13 protein-coding genes are annotated in these 15,793 nt (G+C 39.1%); 8 read left to right on the top strand and 5 right to left on the bottom strand.

Annotated elements, in window-relative coordinates; all coding sequences use genetic code 11:
- Position 1 precedes the first annotated feature (1 nt).
- Together IGJ14_RS11740 and IGJ14_RS11735 are read right to left on the bottom strand one after the other, a co-directional pair.
- Positions 2-1,165, bottom strand: a complete 1,164-nt coding sequence (locus tag IGJ14_RS11740; protein ID WP_195273322.1) for a glycoside hydrolase family 88 protein — start codon at positions 1,163-1,165, stop codon at positions 2-4.
- A gap of 265 nt (positions 1,166-1,430) precedes the next feature.
- Complete coding sequence (locus tag IGJ14_RS11735; protein ID WP_023520339.1) at positions 1,431-2,138, bottom strand: GntR family transcriptional regulator; 708 nt, start codon at positions 2,136-2,138, stop codon at positions 1,431-1,433.
- A gap of 217 nt (positions 2,139-2,355) precedes the next feature.
- On the opposite strand from IGJ14_RS11735, the gene IGJ14_RS11730 reads away from it, so the two are divergent.
- From IGJ14_RS11730 to IGJ14_RS11715, 4 genes are all read left to right on the top strand, one after another.
- Positions 2,356-3,279, top strand: a complete 924-nt coding sequence (locus IGJ14_RS11730) for a PTS mannose/fructose/sorbose transporter subunit IIAB (protein ID WP_081277420.1) — start codon at positions 2,356-2,358, stop codon at positions 3,277-3,279.
- A 17-nt stretch (positions 3,280-3,296) separates the two neighbouring features.
- Positions 3,297-4,094, top strand: coding sequence for a PTS mannose/fructose/sorbose/N-acetylgalactosamine transporter subunit IIC (locus IGJ14_RS11725; protein ID WP_010734299.1), 798 nt, complete (start codon positions 3,297-3,299; stop codon positions 4,092-4,094).
- The gene (locus IGJ14_RS11720) at positions 4,087-4,887 is read left to right on the top strand and encodes a PTS system mannose/fructose/sorbose family transporter subunit IID (protein WP_195273361.1); all 801 of its coding nucleotides are present in this window, start codon (positions 4,087-4,089) and stop codon (positions 4,885-4,887) included. Before IGJ14_RS11725 ends, IGJ14_RS11720 begins: the two co-directional genes overlap by 8 nt.
- Before the next feature lie 137 nt (positions 4,888-5,024).
- Positions 5,025-8,042 (top strand): polysaccharide lyase 8 family protein, encoded by a 3,018-nt coding sequence (locus IGJ14_RS11715; protein WP_195273321.1) that lies wholly within the window; start codon positions 5,025-5,027, stop codon positions 8,040-8,042.
- 110 nt (positions 8,043-8,152) lie between these two features.
- On the opposite strand, the gene IGJ14_RS11710 is transcribed toward IGJ14_RS11715, so the two are convergent.
- Positions 8,153-9,061: a cation transporter gene (locus tag IGJ14_RS11710; RefSeq protein WP_019722283.1), complete on the bottom strand. Its 909-nt coding sequence runs from the start codon at positions 9,059-9,061 to the stop codon at positions 8,153-8,155.
- 172 nt (positions 9,062-9,233) lie between these two features.
- Here IGJ14_RS11710 and IGJ14_RS11705 point away from each other — a divergent pair, with 172 nt between their 5' ends.
- Complete coding sequence (locus IGJ14_RS11705) at positions 9,234-9,866, top strand: NAD(P)H-binding protein (RefSeq protein WP_019722282.1); 633 nt, start codon at positions 9,234-9,236, stop codon at positions 9,864-9,866.
- A 321-nt stretch (positions 9,867-10,187) separates the two neighbouring features.
- On the opposite strand, the gene IGJ14_RS11700 is transcribed toward IGJ14_RS11705, so the two are convergent.
- Positions 10,188-11,195 (bottom strand): NAD(P)-dependent oxidoreductase, encoded by a 1,008-nt coding sequence (locus IGJ14_RS11700; RefSeq protein WP_195273320.1) that lies wholly within the window; start codon positions 11,193-11,195, stop codon positions 10,188-10,190.
- Between the two features lie 39 nt (positions 11,196-11,234).
- The gene (locus tag IGJ14_RS11695; protein ID WP_104775726.1) at positions 11,235-12,263 is read right to left on the bottom strand and encodes an AEC family transporter; all 1,029 of its coding nucleotides are present in this window, start codon (positions 12,261-12,263) and stop codon (positions 11,235-11,237) included.
- Between the two features lie 285 nt (positions 12,264-12,548).
- Between IGJ14_RS11695 and IGJ14_RS11690 the strand changes: the two genes are divergently transcribed.
- Genes IGJ14_RS11690 through IGJ14_RS11680 form a run of 3 tightly spaced genes read left to right on the top strand, consistent with a single transcriptional unit; the run spans position 12,549 to position 15,753 of the window.
- Positions 12,549-13,889: an aminotransferase class III-fold pyridoxal phosphate-dependent enzyme gene (locus IGJ14_RS11690; RefSeq protein ID WP_104775725.1), complete on the top strand. Its 1,341-nt coding sequence runs from the start codon at positions 12,549-12,551 to the stop codon at positions 13,887-13,889.
- Positions 13,890-13,907: 18 nt separating this feature from the next.
- Positions 13,908-15,008 (top strand): alanine dehydrogenase, encoded by a 1,101-nt coding sequence (gene ald, locus IGJ14_RS11685; protein WP_104775724.1) that lies wholly within the window; start codon positions 13,908-13,910, stop codon positions 15,006-15,008.
- Between the two features lie 28 nt (positions 15,009-15,036).
- Complete coding sequence (locus IGJ14_RS11680) at positions 15,037-15,753, top strand: hypothetical protein (protein ID WP_229053926.1); 717 nt, start codon at positions 15,037-15,039, stop codon at positions 15,751-15,753.
- The last annotated feature ends 40 nt before the right edge of the window (positions 15,754-15,793 follow it).

Below are 15,793 nucleotides of genomic sequence, written 5' to 3'. Positions count from 1 at the left end.
CTTACCAATATTTTTTCCACGAGGGTTTTGCTAAACGCATCAGAGCTTCTAGGTAGAAATAATCGCCCCAAAGATTAGGTTCATCGATTCCTTTACCTTCTGCATGGGCATATACGCCATGTAGTAGTAGACCTTCATTATCAGGTTCGGACAAGGATGTGTAATGTTCGCCTAATTGGTAGAGCATTCCTTTCGCTAATTCTTCAGACTGAGGATACGCTTCCATTTTTGTGGCTTCTAATAATCCACAGGCGGTGATCGCTAAGGCTGAACTATCTTTGTCAGAAGGATGTTCATCTGTGAAATCAAAATCCCAATAAGGAACAAGGTCTTCTGGTAAATGTGTCAAAAAGACATCAACGATTGCTTCATAATTTTTAGGTAAAGATGAAGTTCTTAAATAACTTTCATTTAAAGGAATCCCAAGAACAGCCCAACTTTGTCCACGTGCCCAAATCGACGCATCGCTATTTCCCTGATGTGTGGCACCGTGAGTTGGTGTACCGGTTGAAGGATCAAAATAATACGTATGGAAAGTTGTTGCGTTTTCTCTAACAACGGTACGTAACACTGTTTCGTAATGTTTCTTTGCTACTTCTCGATAATGATCATTACCTGAAATCTCAGAAGCTTGGAACAATAAAGGTAAGTTGATCAATGAATCGATGATCAAGCGATACTCTTTTGGATCGCCATACGCGCCCCAGGCTTGGATAAATTGTCCTTTTTCTTGAAAACGTGCAAGTAAGACATCTGCAGCTTGAAGCAATTCTTCTTTGCATAATAAGCTGTTGGTTAAACGATAGCCTGCACCAGCAGATAAACTATATAAGAAACCAATATCATGATGATCTAATACGTGATGTGTGGTTAAACGCTCTTTGAAACTATGGATATTTTCCATGGCACGTACGAGAAATTTCTCTTTGCCAGTCCATTCATAAGCCAACCATAACATGCCAGTCCAAAAGCCATTCGTCCAGTCATCATTAGGTTTGATCCGATAGATCCCATTTGTTGCGCAAGCCGACGGAAAATCTAGACCGTAGCGTGTCATATTATGTTCGATTTTTTGGCAACACCAATCAATTTGCTTCGCTAGCCAGGCGCTATCGACAGACTGACTGATGGAAATAAGGGAATCTTTTGTTCGTTGTAATCCCATCATACCACTCCTCTTAATTTGTTAACATATTAACTTTAAACTAGTATAACCTAAATAATCAGAAAAAGCGAATGGCAAAATAAAAAAACAGAAAGATCGGAAAATAAATAACTTTATTTATTTTTTAAAGTAGGTAACTCTGACCATAGATAGATATATAGTTAAGAAGGAATCCACAAAACGTTCAAAGAACGGTCTGATGGATTCCTTCTGGTTTTGCTTATTTCATTCAATGGGTGCGAAATTACGGCTATTACCGTTCTACTTATTCTGCTTCTACTTCGATTTTTGTTTTGAAATATTTCCAGTGCTTATAACTAATGATATATTCGGCTACGCTTCGATCGGCAAGAAAAGAATGCTTGACTTGTTTGACGACTGGTTCGCGAAAGCTTAACTTTAACAAGTTCAATAATTCTGGATCATCGGGAAAGACGATTTCATTCGTCTCAACAGATGAAAGAGAGAAGAGGTCGATCCCAAAATCTTTTCTCACTCTCTCGTAGATACTGGAGTATTGAGATAAGTCTTTACTAATAGGTTCCTTGACCAAACGTTTTGGCAGATGAGTGATATGCACAAGGAAAGGGATATCCTCAAAATATCGCACTCGTTTGATGCGATAATAAGAACCATTTTTTGGTAGTCCAAGTTCTTCTAAAATTTCAGGTTCTTGCGCTTCTTCTATCGAAACGACTTTGACCTTCTCTTTATCTAATGAATGTAATTCGATATCTGAGAATTTGACTGATTGAGAGACTTTTGATTTAGAAACAAAGGTCCCTTTCCCTTGGACGCGATAGAGATAGCCAGCGGTTGTAAGTTCATTCAATGCTTTAACGGCTGTGATCGAGCTGACAGAATATTTTTTCTTGATATCTGCTTCTGAGTAAAACTTATCTCCAGGAACAAATAAATGATTTTTGATTTCAGCTAATAATTCTTGCTTAATTTGTTCATATTTGGGAATCACCACATGAGACCTCCTTTTTTTGCGGTATTCAATTAATCTTACCATAACATGTTAACTTGTTTGTGGCAATGGATTAATTTTGGATCTAAATTTTTTAAGAAAAAAATATAATATGTTAAGATGTTAGGTTTACGTTTGAGTTGATATGTGATATAGTGTACGTAATCAATAGCTAACATGTTAAGTAGCTTAGATGTTTATTTAAGGGGGAAGAGAGATGAGAAATATCTTATTGGTCAGTCATGGTAGCATGGCCGATGGAGTCAAAGCCAGTTTAGAGATGATCGTTGGCGTGCAAGAACATGTCCACACACTTTCTTTAAGACCAGATGGCGATAATTTACAATTTGAACATGAATTAACTGAGAAAATGAAAGCCCTTAACGGTTCGACCTTGATTATTGCAGATCTGTTAGGTGGGACACCATGTAACACAGCGCTAAAAAATTACCTAGAAGATGAAGAAGTTACAATTATTGCTGGGATGTCTTTACCTTTAGTCATGGAAGCGACCCTTAATCCACAAGCAACGATCGAGGCGTTGATCGATTTGGCACGCGGGGGTATCGTAGATGTCAAAAACAAGATGATCGCAACAGAAGCGGAAGAAACGCAAGCCGTAGAGGGAGATCTAGCACAATATAAGGAATTTAAAGGCAAAGCGAATATTGTCAATGTACGGATTGATGAACGCTTGATTCATGGTCAAGTTGCAGGAATTTGGTCCACAAGTTTGAATACACAACGGATCATCGTGATCAATGATGAGGCAGCAATGGATTCTTTACAAAAATCTTCATTAAGAATGGCAGCGCCTACATCTATGCGGCTATCCGTTTTAACTGTTGCTGCGGCGGCAAAAAATGTTCAATCTGGCAAATATGGCAAGCAACGTATTTTTTTACTTTTTAAAAATCCAACAGATGTCTTGCGGTATTTAGAAGCGGGCGGTGAGCTGGCTGCAATCAATGTAGGAAACATGAGTCATAAAGAAGGTGCGAGAGAAATCACGAAAAGCATCAAGGTCATGAAAGAAGAAGAAGCAGTGTTTGAAGCAATCGCAGCCAAAGACATAAAAGTGACCGCTCAACTGGTACCAAATGATCCAGTCATCGATTTTATGGAAAAACTAAGAAAGTGATTTAGGAGGAAATAATCATGCAACATTTAGCCATGTATCAAATTATTCTTATTACAGTTTATGCTTTTATTGCAATCAATGATTCACTTATTTCAAATACGTTGACACAACCAGCCATTGCGGGAATGATCTCCGGGATGATCATGGGAGATTTAGAAACTGGCTTGATGGTAGGGGGAACCCTTCAATTGATGCGTTTAGGGATTGCGGCTTTTGGAGGTGCATCTGTACCCGACTTCTTTACTGGCGCTGTATTAGGAACGGCGTTTGCTGTGATTTCTGGTAAAGGCGCGGAATATGGGATCGGTCTAGCTGTACCAGTATCATTACTGATGCTACAGCTTGATGTCGTTGCTCGCTTCTGTAATGTCTTTTTGCTACACCGTGTAGATCGTGCGATTGAAGATATGCGTATCAACAGTATCCCACGGTTAGTATTATCTGGTTCATTCCTATGGGGGCTTTCTCGAGCAATCCCGATCTTATTGATGTTACTAGTCGGTGATGCGGCAGTCTCAACAATCACAGAAAATACACCTGAATGGTTGATGAATGGATTACGTACAGCAGGTGGCGTACTACCAGTTGTCGGTGTGGCCATCCTTTTACATTATTTACCAGCAAAACAGTATATTCCTTACTTACTTTTAGGTTTCTTCTTATCAGCCTATCTACAAGTACCAATGCTTGGGATTTCAATCGTTGGTGTTATTGCTGCATTGTTAGTATTCAAACGAGATAACGAAAAAGAAGCAACTGCTCAAACAGTGACAACCACTGGAACACTTGAAGGAGGTTTTGATGGCGATGAGTAATCAAAAGTTAACGAAAAAAGAATTGAATGTCATCAGTTGGCGCTATATCCTTGGTAGCCAATTGAATTGGAACTATGAGCGTATGATGAGTACCGGTTATCTCTATGGTATTTTACCTGTACTGAAAAAATTCTATGGGGAAGACAAATCACAATTACAAGATATGATGAATACCCACAATCAATTTTTCAATACGAATGCGATTTTTGGGAACTTGATCATGGGGATCGATGTGGCAATTGAAGAAGAAGATGGTTACAAAGCAAAAGATACGATTGTCGCGTTGAAAACAGCGTTGATGGGTTCATTGGCAGGGGTAGGCGATTCATTATTCCATGTCATCTGGGGAACGATTTTTGGTTCAATCGCGGGTACATTGGCACAAAGCGGATCAGTCGTTGGCTGTGTGATCTGGATCATTGCCAATATCGCTTTACTTTTTGGACGAGCAGCATTATTACCACTTGGCTATAAGCAAGGAGTTAAATTAGTTACGACTCTGAAAAATAAACTAACAGCATTCACCAACGCAGCAACTGTTTTAGGGATCACAGTTATTGGTGCCTTGATTCCGTCAGTTATCAAAGCAACGGTTCCTTTCGTTTACAAACAAAATGGGGTGGAGTTAGTTGTTCAAGATACATTAGATGCGATCTTACCTTCATTAGTACCGGTTTTATTAGTCTTATTGACTTACTGGATGTTAGGTCAGAAGAAATTGAATTCAACTCGCGTGATCTGGATCATTTTGATTCTTTCGATTGCATTAAGTACTGCCGGGATCTTAGCTTAAATGATTCATAAAAAATGAATGAAGTGATCGCAAGGTCGTGATCCGATCTGCAAGAAAGAATCGTTCGAAATAAGAATGCGCCTTTCTTGCAGATTTTTTAGTTCAAAAGAATATCTATGGACAAAAAGGAGAAAAAAATGAAAAGTTGGTCAACAAAATTAGTGGTGACATTAGGGTGTAGTTTATTCGTGGGTATCGGGTTAGGGTACAGTCAACAAGTCGGTGCAGAAGAAACACAGACTGACATACAAAAAAATACGACATCAGGAAACTATGAGTCAGATTTTTCGCAGCATTTAGGTACTTGGCAAGACATAGTTGGAAAAGCAGATAAATATACCAACGAGAATCGGTTACAGATCGCCAATCAGAAGGTCAATCAACAATTTGAGTCTGTGTCGTTATTATTAGATGCAGGTGTCCGTAGCTCAGGTGATCTAGAATACACGTTTCTATATGAGGGACAGACCAATTTTGGACTAGTTTTTCGAGGAAACGATCAGACGACATCGAACTGGCAATCGTTTGCCTATATGCGCGATGGTGAATGGCAATTGGGACAGCCTGGGGGGAAATGGTTGACAGCAATCAAAGGTCCTACACTGATTTCAGGACAAACCTATAAATTGTTACTAAGATATGAAGGAACATCGTTCCAAGCATATTTGAACGACCGTTTGTTGTATGAAAATCAAGAAGTTCTTTATTCTGATGGGACAACGATCAATGGGGACTGGTCAGGTTATTCAGGGATTCGGTTATTTGGGAATGAGAGTAAATTAACTATTTATTCCATGCGTAGTGGAGCGGTCAATAGTCTGCAAGTGGAAGAACCGACAGAAGAATTTCAAACAATGAAAGCAAACTGGAAAGATCAACTTGTGTCAACAACGACCGATTTAGCTAATCCAGCGATTGCCAATTATGTAAACGCTCTTTCTGACGAAGCAGAAAAACTTTACGAGACAATGAATCAAGATCCTGACCGCACGTATCTGTGGCCATTAGAATCTGGGAATACCGCTTCGGCAGATTTAACCACGCAATTTACAAAGTTGCAAAAACTAGCGTTAGCATACGGAACGAATGGGACAAGTTATTATCGAGATGAGGCCATCAGTCAAGCGATTCAAAGTGGATTAGATTTTATGATCACAGAAAAAGGCTATGACGGAACAAAGTATCATGGCAATTGGTGGGATTGGCAGATCGGAGTGGCTCAAAAATTTGTGGCGATTTTGATGATACTTGATGGAGAAGTGCCAGGAGAGAAGCTGCACGAGTATACGACTGTGTTGAGTAAATATGTACCCGATCCATTTAAACAACTCTATACAAAACCACAAGGAACTTTTGTCGCGCTTGATTTTATACCAAATTTTTCAACAACTGGTGCGAATCGCACAGATTTAGCGCAAACTGTCTTAGGACTAGGTCTCTTACAAAATGACCCAGCGAAAGTTACACAAGCAGTTGAGAGTATTACAGATGTCTTTAAATTAGTGAACCATGGAGATGGTTTTTATCAAGATGGTTCGTTTGTCCAACATGAAACGATCCCTTACACAGGTTCTTATGGGAATGTACTAGTCAAAGGCGTAGGCCAAATTTTATCGATTGTCAAAGAATCTCGCTATACATTGACAGCTGATCAAATAAAGTCCTTTGTTGATAATGTACAATCGGCATTTATCCCATTAGTGTATCAAGGTGAAATGTTGCCTTTAGTCAATGGCCGCTCTATTTCTCGAACGCCCGCTGCGACAAAAACGGGTTACGGATCGACAACGATGTACAATTTATTGATCGTGGCGAAATTTGCACCTGAAACACAGCAAAAAGCTTTGCAAGAAGCAGTAAAATATTGGATGTTGTCTAATCCTAACTATTATTTGACGAATACGAGAGATTACAATGATTTGATGATGACGACGGAGCTATTGGCTAATACAACGATTATAGGCAATCAACTACCATTCATCGGAACAAAGATGTACCATGCAATGGATCGATTTGTCCAACGAACAGAGAATTACCATTTAGGATTAAGCATGTATTCGAAGCGAATCTCTTCATTTGAAGCAGGAAATCTGGAAAATCAACGAGGCTGGCATACGTCTGATGGGATGATTTATCTTTACAATGATGACCAAGTCCAATTTGGTCCGAGTTATTGGCCAACAGTCGATCCTTATCGTTTACCTGGTACGACCATTGATACAGTTCCTTTAGCAGATGAAATTTCAGCATTTACTACAGTGACTTCAAATGAAACATGGGTAGGCGGTGCCGCTGCTGGAGATCAAGGTGTAGTAGGAATGGCTCTTAACAAAGAAGGAACAAAAAACAATGGAACGACCTTACCGATGAATGTTCAAGGGAAGAAGTCATGGTTTACATTGGATGGGCAAATCATTGCCTTAGGTGCCGGTATTACAGGAGATACAACTGCTTCAATCGAAACAATTGTCGATAATCGTTTATTAAATGATTCGTATACGTATCAAGTACTTTCGGATAAAGGAATGATTGATCAGTCACAACAAACGAAGGAAGCCTCTTGGTTATTGTTAGAATCAGATCATCAACATGCGTCGATCGGTTATTATTTCCCACAAAAGGAAACAGTCGATGTGATCAGTGAGACACGTACAGGTACTTATCGAGAAATCAATGAAGCATTTCCTAGTGATACACAATTTTCAGGTGACTACCGCACCTTCTCAATCAATCATGGACAGCAACCAAAAGATGCCGAATATGCCTACGTGATGTTGCCCGGCACGACTCAATCGGAATTAGCAGATTATGCAGCAAAACAGCCAGTTGCGATTTTGCAAAATACCAAAGAAATCCAAGCAGTCGAAGTGAAAACCTCTGGTTATTTAGGCATCAATTTTTGGCAAGAACAAGGCGGAGAAATGGCAGGGATCAAAACGAATAAACCAATTTCTTTACTAAAACAAACGAAGGCAGAACAAACAGTTTATACAATTGCCAATCCAACGCAACAAACTGAACCAGTAACACTTACTTTACCAAGTGATTTTACTGACGTGGTGTCTACGAGTGAAGGGATTGTCTATGATAGTCAAACGCACACATTCACCATTGACTTCGCACAGTTTGAAAGTAAAACGATTATTGTTAAATAGATCTACCTTTCTAGGTCGTAATTAAACACAGATCAATTGAAAAAAACAGAAGCTTTCCAAACGTTTTCGTATTGGAGGAGCTTCTGTTTTTTTATAAAGTACGCTCTTTCTTAAGCCCACTTGAGATCACCGATAAAGTTGATATTCAACCATAAAGAATAGTCAGAGAAACCTTCAGTTACTTTGCGGTTGAGTTTATCTCTTAGATGATCTTGCGCGCGGATACTATCTAATTCACTATCGGGTAAAATCACAATGTCTAGTTCAAGAATGACTTGATCCCCTACTTTTGCGATTCGTAAGACATAGGTTTCGATAGCGACATTTTGCAAGAGCTTATCAACTACTAACAATATTTTTTCGCGCAATTCATACTTTGGCGGTGCATAAGTAAGTTCTAATGTAGCATTTTTGATTTCAGTCACCGAAAGATAAATATAAAAAATGGTAATCCCAATAGAAATCACTGGGTCAATCAGTTGTGCGATTGCAAGATATGGCGTTTTTGCTAGTACACCAGAGACGATGATCGAGACCACGACTCCTAAACTGAATAGAAAACCGAAGCGCCATTGTTCCAGCTCCACCTTATAAAAGGAATGATTGATCGGATTTTTTTTCAAATAAAGATAAAAGACAAAACAAAAGAGTGTCCCAAACAAAGAAAAAGGCAAACCAATCGCTAAATCAACGTAGGTATCTGCATAAAGCAAACTGAAAAAAGACTCAATCAGGCCATAGGAAGAAATCAAAAGGATGATACTGTATTGGATAAAAACAACCAAGGGCATCAGTGATTCCTTTCCAAATGGAAAACGTTCAAAATCTTGTGTCTGGATAAACTTAGCAATATATAATGCGATCAGAGACATCAGCGCACCGACCATCGTATAGACACCATCAAGCAAGAGGACGTTGTAATTGATCATCAATCCCGTAAGTAGCGCTAAAAGACCATAAACGGTTCCTGCAATGATGGAGGCGGTTAATAATTTTTTTATTTTTTGTGTATTTTTCATATAACTAAAATCCTTTCTGGAATAAATGCTTTTTTGAGAATCATATTAATTGTAATAAAAGATGCGAATAACTACTTGCGGTTAGAGTCGTTCTAAGCCTTATACTTTAATCATCTTACTCAAAGGAGGAGCGTTGTACAAATAAAAAATCAAAACTAGAGGTGGAAATAGATTGAAAAAGAACGTATTGATTCTTGGTGCATCAGCACCAATTGCTAAATATAGCTATGAATTTTTAAAAAATGATCCTACTGTGAATGTCACTTTATTTTTGAGAAATCCGGATAAAGTCTTTGATAAGGAGCGAAGTATCATTGGTGATGCGATGAATCTAGATGATTTGGTTCATGCAATGAAAGGCATTGATATCGTCTATTCTTGCTTAGGTCCTTACAATATGGTGCCTTTAGCTAAACATGTGATCGAGGCGATGAACCAGAATAAGATCAAACGCGTATATTGGATGGCAACACTTGGGATCTACGGTGAAGTTGACTTCAATGACGAAGAAGAAGTTGCAGAGTTGGGCGACTATCGCGATCCTGATACTTATTTAGGGGATCAGCGTATTGCAGCAGATTTGATTGAGAACAGTCAGCTAGACTTTACCATCATCCGCCCTAATTGGTTAACCGATAAAGAGATCGTTGAGGATATTCGTATCGAGAATAGAAACGGAAAAAGTTACATTGGTGAAATCAGCCGACAAACTGTAGGGAAGTACCTAGCAACTTTGATCAACGAGCCAACTACTCATATGTATGACTCTATTGCATTAACAGCAAAGGGAAAAATACACGAGTAAAAAATAATTGAGGTTTGACAGAAGTTTTCAGCTTTGAAAAATAAGGCAGGACCCCCAGAAAGTATCTTTGATTTTCTGGGGATTCTGTCTTACTATTTTTTGTGATGATCGAAAGGAAAGTAGTTAAAACAAACGTAAGATTCACTTTTGTCTGTGATTATAGAAATGAGTCAACGGCGGGAATCAAGTAGTCTCTTTTAAAATAAGGCAACAGCCACAAAAATTGGAAGAGCAATTCTTATGGTTGCCGCCTTGTTTGTTGAGGGGAAACACTTCTATCTCAATATCAGATCGCTAGTTCTTTGACGTCAATGCTCCAGCCTAACTAGAAAGCATGTTGGCACAGTCCAATTGATTGAACATTTTATAAAGATTGTCAAAACTTGTTTCGATCATATTAGATACTGCTTCGTCGGTGTTCGAACCAATATGTGGAGTAATGATCACTCGCGGATACATATCGATCAGCGCCTTAGCTGTTGCATCGATCAATAACGGATCTTCATCAAAATTTTTGTTGAAAATCAGCGCTTCATTAGGCAAGACATCTGTACCAAATCCAGATAGTTTTTTGCTCGTCAACGCATCAAGGATTGCTTGATTATCCTGTAATTCCCCTCTAGCAGTGTTGATCAAAATCGCATCATCCTTCATTTTTTCGATAAAATCTTTATTAATGAAACGTTCATTTTTACCGGGGATGTAAGGAATATGGATACTGACGATATCACTTTCTGCCAGTAAGTCATCAAGCGACTTAAATTCGATGAATGCTTTTGCTTCTTCACTTGGATATAGATCATTCCCAATCACCGTTGCGCCTAATCCTTTGAAAAGTTTTGCTTCTGTTAGTCCGATGTTCCCCACGCCAACGATTCCAACTGTACAGTTTCGGACTTCTTTACTGAACATAAAGCGATCAATCGTAAAATTATAAGAAGCTGTTTTATTCGTTGTATGAGTTGTTCTACGTAAAAGCATCATTGCTAAAGTAACAGATAATTCAGCGATTGCATTTGGTGAATAAAATGGTACATACGCGACTTGCATTCCATGATCGTGAGCTGCCATTAAATCAATATGATTTGTCCCCACTGTACGCGTGAGGAGGAACTTGATCCCGAATTGGGCAAAGCGTTCGATATTCATGCGATTTGCTAAACAATTTCCTCGAACGATGATGGCATCCATTCCTTTTGCTTCTGCGTAATTTGTCTCATTTAATAAATCTTCTACTAGTTTCAAGTTGAATCCGTGGACATTCAACTGCTGAAAGAGAGATCTTTCAGCAGGGCGAACACCATAACATACAACATTTAAATTTTTCATAGTATAGTTTCCTTTCGTTAATTAATTATATAATGTGGGTTAATTTCCAATCAAGTTTAAGGCGATGATCCAGATAGGGATTAAGACGATCGAGAAGAGTGTAGAAAGTAAAGAGGCGTTAGAGGCAAGTACTGCTTCTTTTTCAAAATTGATGGCATAAGCAACCGCAACTGTTGCAGCTGGAGTAGCCATCATAATGATCATCGTACTTAGACCAACTGAATTCACTGGTAAAATATTCATTGCGTTCAACAGTAAAATTGAAAGTAAAATCACAAGTGGGAAGACAATGACTTTGATGAATGAATAGTACCAAGAGGTGTGACTGCTGAGGGTTTTTCCGAATGGCAGATCGCCTAATGTGATCCCGATTGCCAACCAAGCGAGTGGGGAGGCTAAACTAGAGAGGAACGTCAAAGGTTTAAATAGCCATGGCAACGTCTGATCGATTCTTAAAAAAGCAATAGATTCAGAACTAGACTGAGCAATTTGAGGTAAGCTATCTTGGAAGAGCCAAATAAATAATCCGATAAACGTTGCCAATACGATTGGGTTCAAGATCATTTCTCTAATATTCTTGCGTGCCATTTTCAATCCGCTCATTTTTAGATAAGCATAAGAGTATAAAAAGATACGATAACCAATGTTAAAAATCGATGCGTACAAAATCCCTTCTGCGCCAAAGACTGCACCGACGACAGGAATACCGAAGAATGTTGTTGACCCGAAAATAGAGAGTACACGCAAGGTGTCTTCTTTATTTGGTGCATATCTAAAAAAGAAGAATTTACTTAGAAAAATCAAGAAAACGTGGACTAAGATTCCGAGAATCAAAATGTTGATTCCTTGATTCAATACTTCATCATTCAAGTCCTGCATAAACGAATTAAAAGCTAATGCAGGAATTGCGACAGTTAAGACGACCTTAGACAAAGTCTTTCCGACATCTGATGAGAAAACCTCACGCTTTCTTAAAAAGTAACCTAATAATATAATAAACAGTGTGGAAGTGATCGCACTGATAATTTCCATGTTGATGACATTGCTTAATGTTTCTGATAGTGACATTTAAATTTTCCTCCTCAATTCTTGTGAATGTTTTAATTTGTTTATTTAATCAGCTGTGCATGTGTACCACTCCTCCTCAATTACATCCTAGAGGTTAGAATCGTTATAAGGTCAATATGCTTTACAAATAAAATCACAAAAGTATTTTTTCTTCTATATAAGTGATTTTTTACTTTTTTTAATGTAAGCGATTTTATTAAAAGAATAAAAAAAGATTGACCTTAGAGTTGTTCTACCCTTTAGTCTTAACATGTAAACAGGAAAGCAGATAAAGGAGAGAATAATATGAACAATCGCAAGAAAAAGTATTTTTGGCATCCGATGACGGATACTCGAGCAAGTGAAGAGGAAACGATCGTTATCGAACGTGGAGATGGGAATTTTATCTATGATGATACGGGGAGAAAATTACTCGATGGTGTCGGTGGATTATGGTGTATGAACGTTGGTCATAATCGCCCTGAAATGAACCGAGCAATTGCTGATCAAATGGAAAAATTATCTTACTATCAATTGTTTACGAATATTGCCCATCCCAAGGCATATGAATTGGCAGAAAAAATCATTCAAATGACGCAAGAAGAAGAGATGGCGAAAGTATTCTTTACTTCTGGAGGAAGTGATTCAGTAGATACTGCTTTAAAAATCACAAGACAATACTGGCAAGCAGTCGGTAAACCGACAAAGAAAGTATTTCTGTCATTGGAAAAAGCCTATCATGGGATGCATTATGGTGGAACGTCGATAGGTGGCAACCCAATCTATCGGGAATTTATTGGTCCAGGTTTACAAGATTGTGTACGTGTCTCTTCCCCGCATTTGAAGAAAAATAAATGGAATTGCCAAGATCCAGAAGAATTAACAAAACACTGTATCGCTGAACTAGTTGAAACGATTGAACAGATTGGCGCAGATCACATTGCTGCATTTATTGCTGAGCCGATCCAAGGTGCTGGCGGTATCATCGTTCCACCAACTTCTTATTGGCCAGCTTTAAGGGAAGTTTGTGACACTTATGATATTTTATTGATTGCAGATGAAGTGGTGACAGGGTTTGGTCGTTCAGGATATCTTTTTGGTAGTCGTGGCTGGGGCATCAAACCAGATGCCATGGTGCTAGCGAAAGGATTATCTTCTGGATATGTTCCACTAGGGGCTACTGTTTTTAACAAACGCATCGTTGAAGGAATCGAATCAGCGACCAATGGAGCTAATGTCATTATCCATGGGCATACTTACGGTGGACACCCGCTGGGCTGTGTGGCAGCATTAGAAGCTTTACGTATTGTGGAAGAAGAAAACTTAGTTGAAAATGCCCGTGAAGTCGGTGCATATTTATTGGCACGTCTAAAAGGACTTGAAGGAACATATGACTGCATTAGTGATGTTCGTGGAAAAGGCTTGATGATCGCCATCGATTTTGAGAATACAGGGAAATATGATGTGGAACAAACAGCAAAAAATGTGCAAGCAGTTGCTGATTATGCCATCAATGCAGGAGTCTTGCTCCGCGATGAACTACAAACGATCATCATTTCACCATCGTTGACCTTTTCAAAGGAAAACGCAGATCAACTATTCGATGCGATCCATATGGGCTTTGAGGAGTGGCAAAAGCAACAATAATTCAAAGGAGGATATAATATGACAATCATTGGTGTACCAAAAGAAATCAAAAATTCAGAGAAACGTGTAGGCGTGACACCCGCAGGAGTCAAAGAGTTAGTAACAGCAGGTCATATCGTTTATGTAGAAGAACGTGCAGGGGAAGGATCAGGCTTTACAGATAGTCAATACCGTGAAGCTGGCGCTCAAATCAAAGCTGATCCAGAGACAGTCTGGTCGGCAGAAATCGTCGTGAAAGTCAAAGAACCACTAGCATCAGAATATCAATACTTTAGAAACGATTTGATTTTGTTTACGTACTTGCATCTAGCCGCAAATCTTGAATTGACTGAAGCATTGATCAAATCTGGAACAACAGCGATTGCCTATGAAATGGTTACGAAAAACGGAGCATTCCCATTACTCGCACCAATGAGTGAAGTCGCTGGCCGTTTAGGCGGTCTATTGGGTGCGGAGATTTTAGCGAAGCAAAGTGGAAAATTGATTTCAGGTGTAACAGGTGTTTTACCAGTTCAGGCAACTATTTTAGGTGGTGGGATTGCCGGAGTGAGTGCGGCACATTACTTGCACGGATTAGGAGCAGATGTGACGATCTTAGATATCAATGTCGACCGCTTACGTGAATTGTCAGAGATGTTCAATGGACAAGTAAAAACCCTCTACTCAAGCCCAGCGAATATTGAGAAAATGGTGTTGACTAGCGATATCGTGATTGGTTCAGTCTTATTACCAGGTAAAAAAGCCCCACATCTTATCACAGAAGAATTAGTGAAACAGATGAAAGAAGGAACGATCTTAGTGGATATTGCGATTGACCAAGGCGGCTGTTTTGAAACGAGCCAGCCAACCACCCATGAAGAACCGACTTTCGTTAAACATGGAGTGATCCACTACTCGGTTGCGAATATGCCAGGTTTAGTTCCTCAAACGTCTACGTTAGCTTTAACGAATGTCACGATGAGATATATCAAGGGCTTAGCCTCCCAATCACTGACAGAAGTCATCCAAACGTATCCAGAGATCCTACCAGGAATCAGTACCTATAAAGGAAAACTGACCTGTCCTGAAGTGGGGGAAGTTTTTGAGCGAACCGTTGACGATATTCGTGAGCTCGTTTAAAAATTTTCTAAAAAGTGAAGGAAATACAATGACTAAAAAAACTCGTATGGTCCAAGTCGGCTGTGGAAAAATGTCGAAAGAGATTATCAAATATGCCATGGCAAAAGATATTGAAATCGTTGGAGCTGTAGACAATCGTCCAGAGGCGATCGGTCAGGATCTAGGGCTATATTTAGGATATGACCAAGCTTTAGGAGTGAAAATCTCTAACGATCCCCACGAAGTATTTCAAAACTGTGATGCCGATGTGGCATTAGTCACGATAGCTAGTTATATCAAAGATTTCATGCCAAGTTTAGAGATACCCTTGACCTATGAAGTCAATGTTTTAACAATCAGTGAAGAAACTTTATATCCTTGGACGACTTCGGTTGCAGAAACCAATCGTTTGGATAAAATCGCAAAAGCCAACAACGTTACGATTTCAGGAACAGGAATGCAAGATATTTACTGGGTGTTGTTTCCAACGCTGCTGGCTGCTGGCATGAATGACGTACAAAAAATCAGTGGGGAAGTCAGTTATGATGTCGAACACTATGGAAAAGCGTTAGCAGAAGCACATGGTGTGGGCTATGACCAAGCAAGATTTGACAAAGAAATTGCCAATGCAACCGATTTGCCTTCCTATTCTTGGATGACCGCAGAAGCCATCTGTGCCAAAATGGGTTGGACGATCAAACGCATTGCTCAAAAGAACGTTCCAATCGTTTTAGATAAAGATATTCCAAGGTTGTCAGTTGGTTAAAGAGAAACAAAAAAAGAGCGAGGATGCAATATCCAAGCTC

Source organism: Enterococcus sp. DIV1304_2, assembly GCF_050555445.1.
GTDB classification, from domain to species: domain Bacteria; phylum Bacillota; class Bacilli; order Lactobacillales; family Enterococcaceae; genus Enterococcus_B; species Enterococcus_B pernyi.
Note: the sequence above shows the minus strand (reverse complement) of the source record. Positions and strands in the feature narration are given on the sequence as shown.

Excerpts from the sequence above, each read along its gene's own strand:
- IGJ14_RS11710 (WP_019722283.1), bottom strand. The coding sequence starts at position 9,061 with ATGAAAAATACACAAAAAATAAAAAAATTATTAACCGCCTCCATCATT.
- IGJ14_RS11715 (WP_195273321.1), top strand. The coding sequence starts at position 5,025 with ATGAAAAGTTGGTCAACAAAATTAGTGGTGACATTAGGGTGTAGTTTA.
- IGJ14_RS11720 (WP_195273361.1), top strand. The coding sequence starts at position 4,087 with ATGAGTAATCAAAAGTTAACGAAAAAAGAATTGAATGTCATCAGTTGG.
- IGJ14_RS11725 (WP_010734299.1), top strand. The coding sequence starts at position 3,297 with ATGCAACATTTAGCCATGTATCAAATTATTCTTATTACAGTTTATGCT.
- IGJ14_RS11690 (WP_104775725.1), top strand. The coding sequence starts at position 12,549 with ATGAACAATCGCAAGAAAAAGTATTTTTGGCATCCGATGACGGATACT.
- IGJ14_RS11730 (WP_081277420.1), top strand. The coding sequence starts at position 2,356 with ATGAGAAATATCTTATTGGTCAGTCATGGTAGCATGGCCGATGGAGTC.
- ald (WP_104775724.1), top strand. The coding sequence starts at position 13,908 with ATGACAATCATTGGTGTACCAAAAGAAATCAAAAATTCAGAGAAACGT.
- IGJ14_RS11700 (WP_195273320.1), bottom strand. The coding sequence starts at position 11,195 with ATGAAAAATTTAAATGTTGTATGTTATGGTGTTCGCCCTGCTGAAAGA.
- IGJ14_RS11740 (WP_195273322.1), bottom strand. The coding sequence starts at position 1,165 with ATGGGATTACAACGAACAAAAGATTCCCTTATTTCCATCAGTCAGTCT.
- IGJ14_RS11695 (WP_104775726.1), bottom strand. The coding sequence starts at position 12,263 with ATGTCACTATCAGAAACATTAAGCAATGTCATCAACATGGAAATTATC.
- IGJ14_RS11680 (WP_229053926.1), top strand. The coding sequence starts at position 15,037 with ATGACTAAAAAAACTCGTATGGTCCAAGTCGGCTGTGGAAAAATGTCG.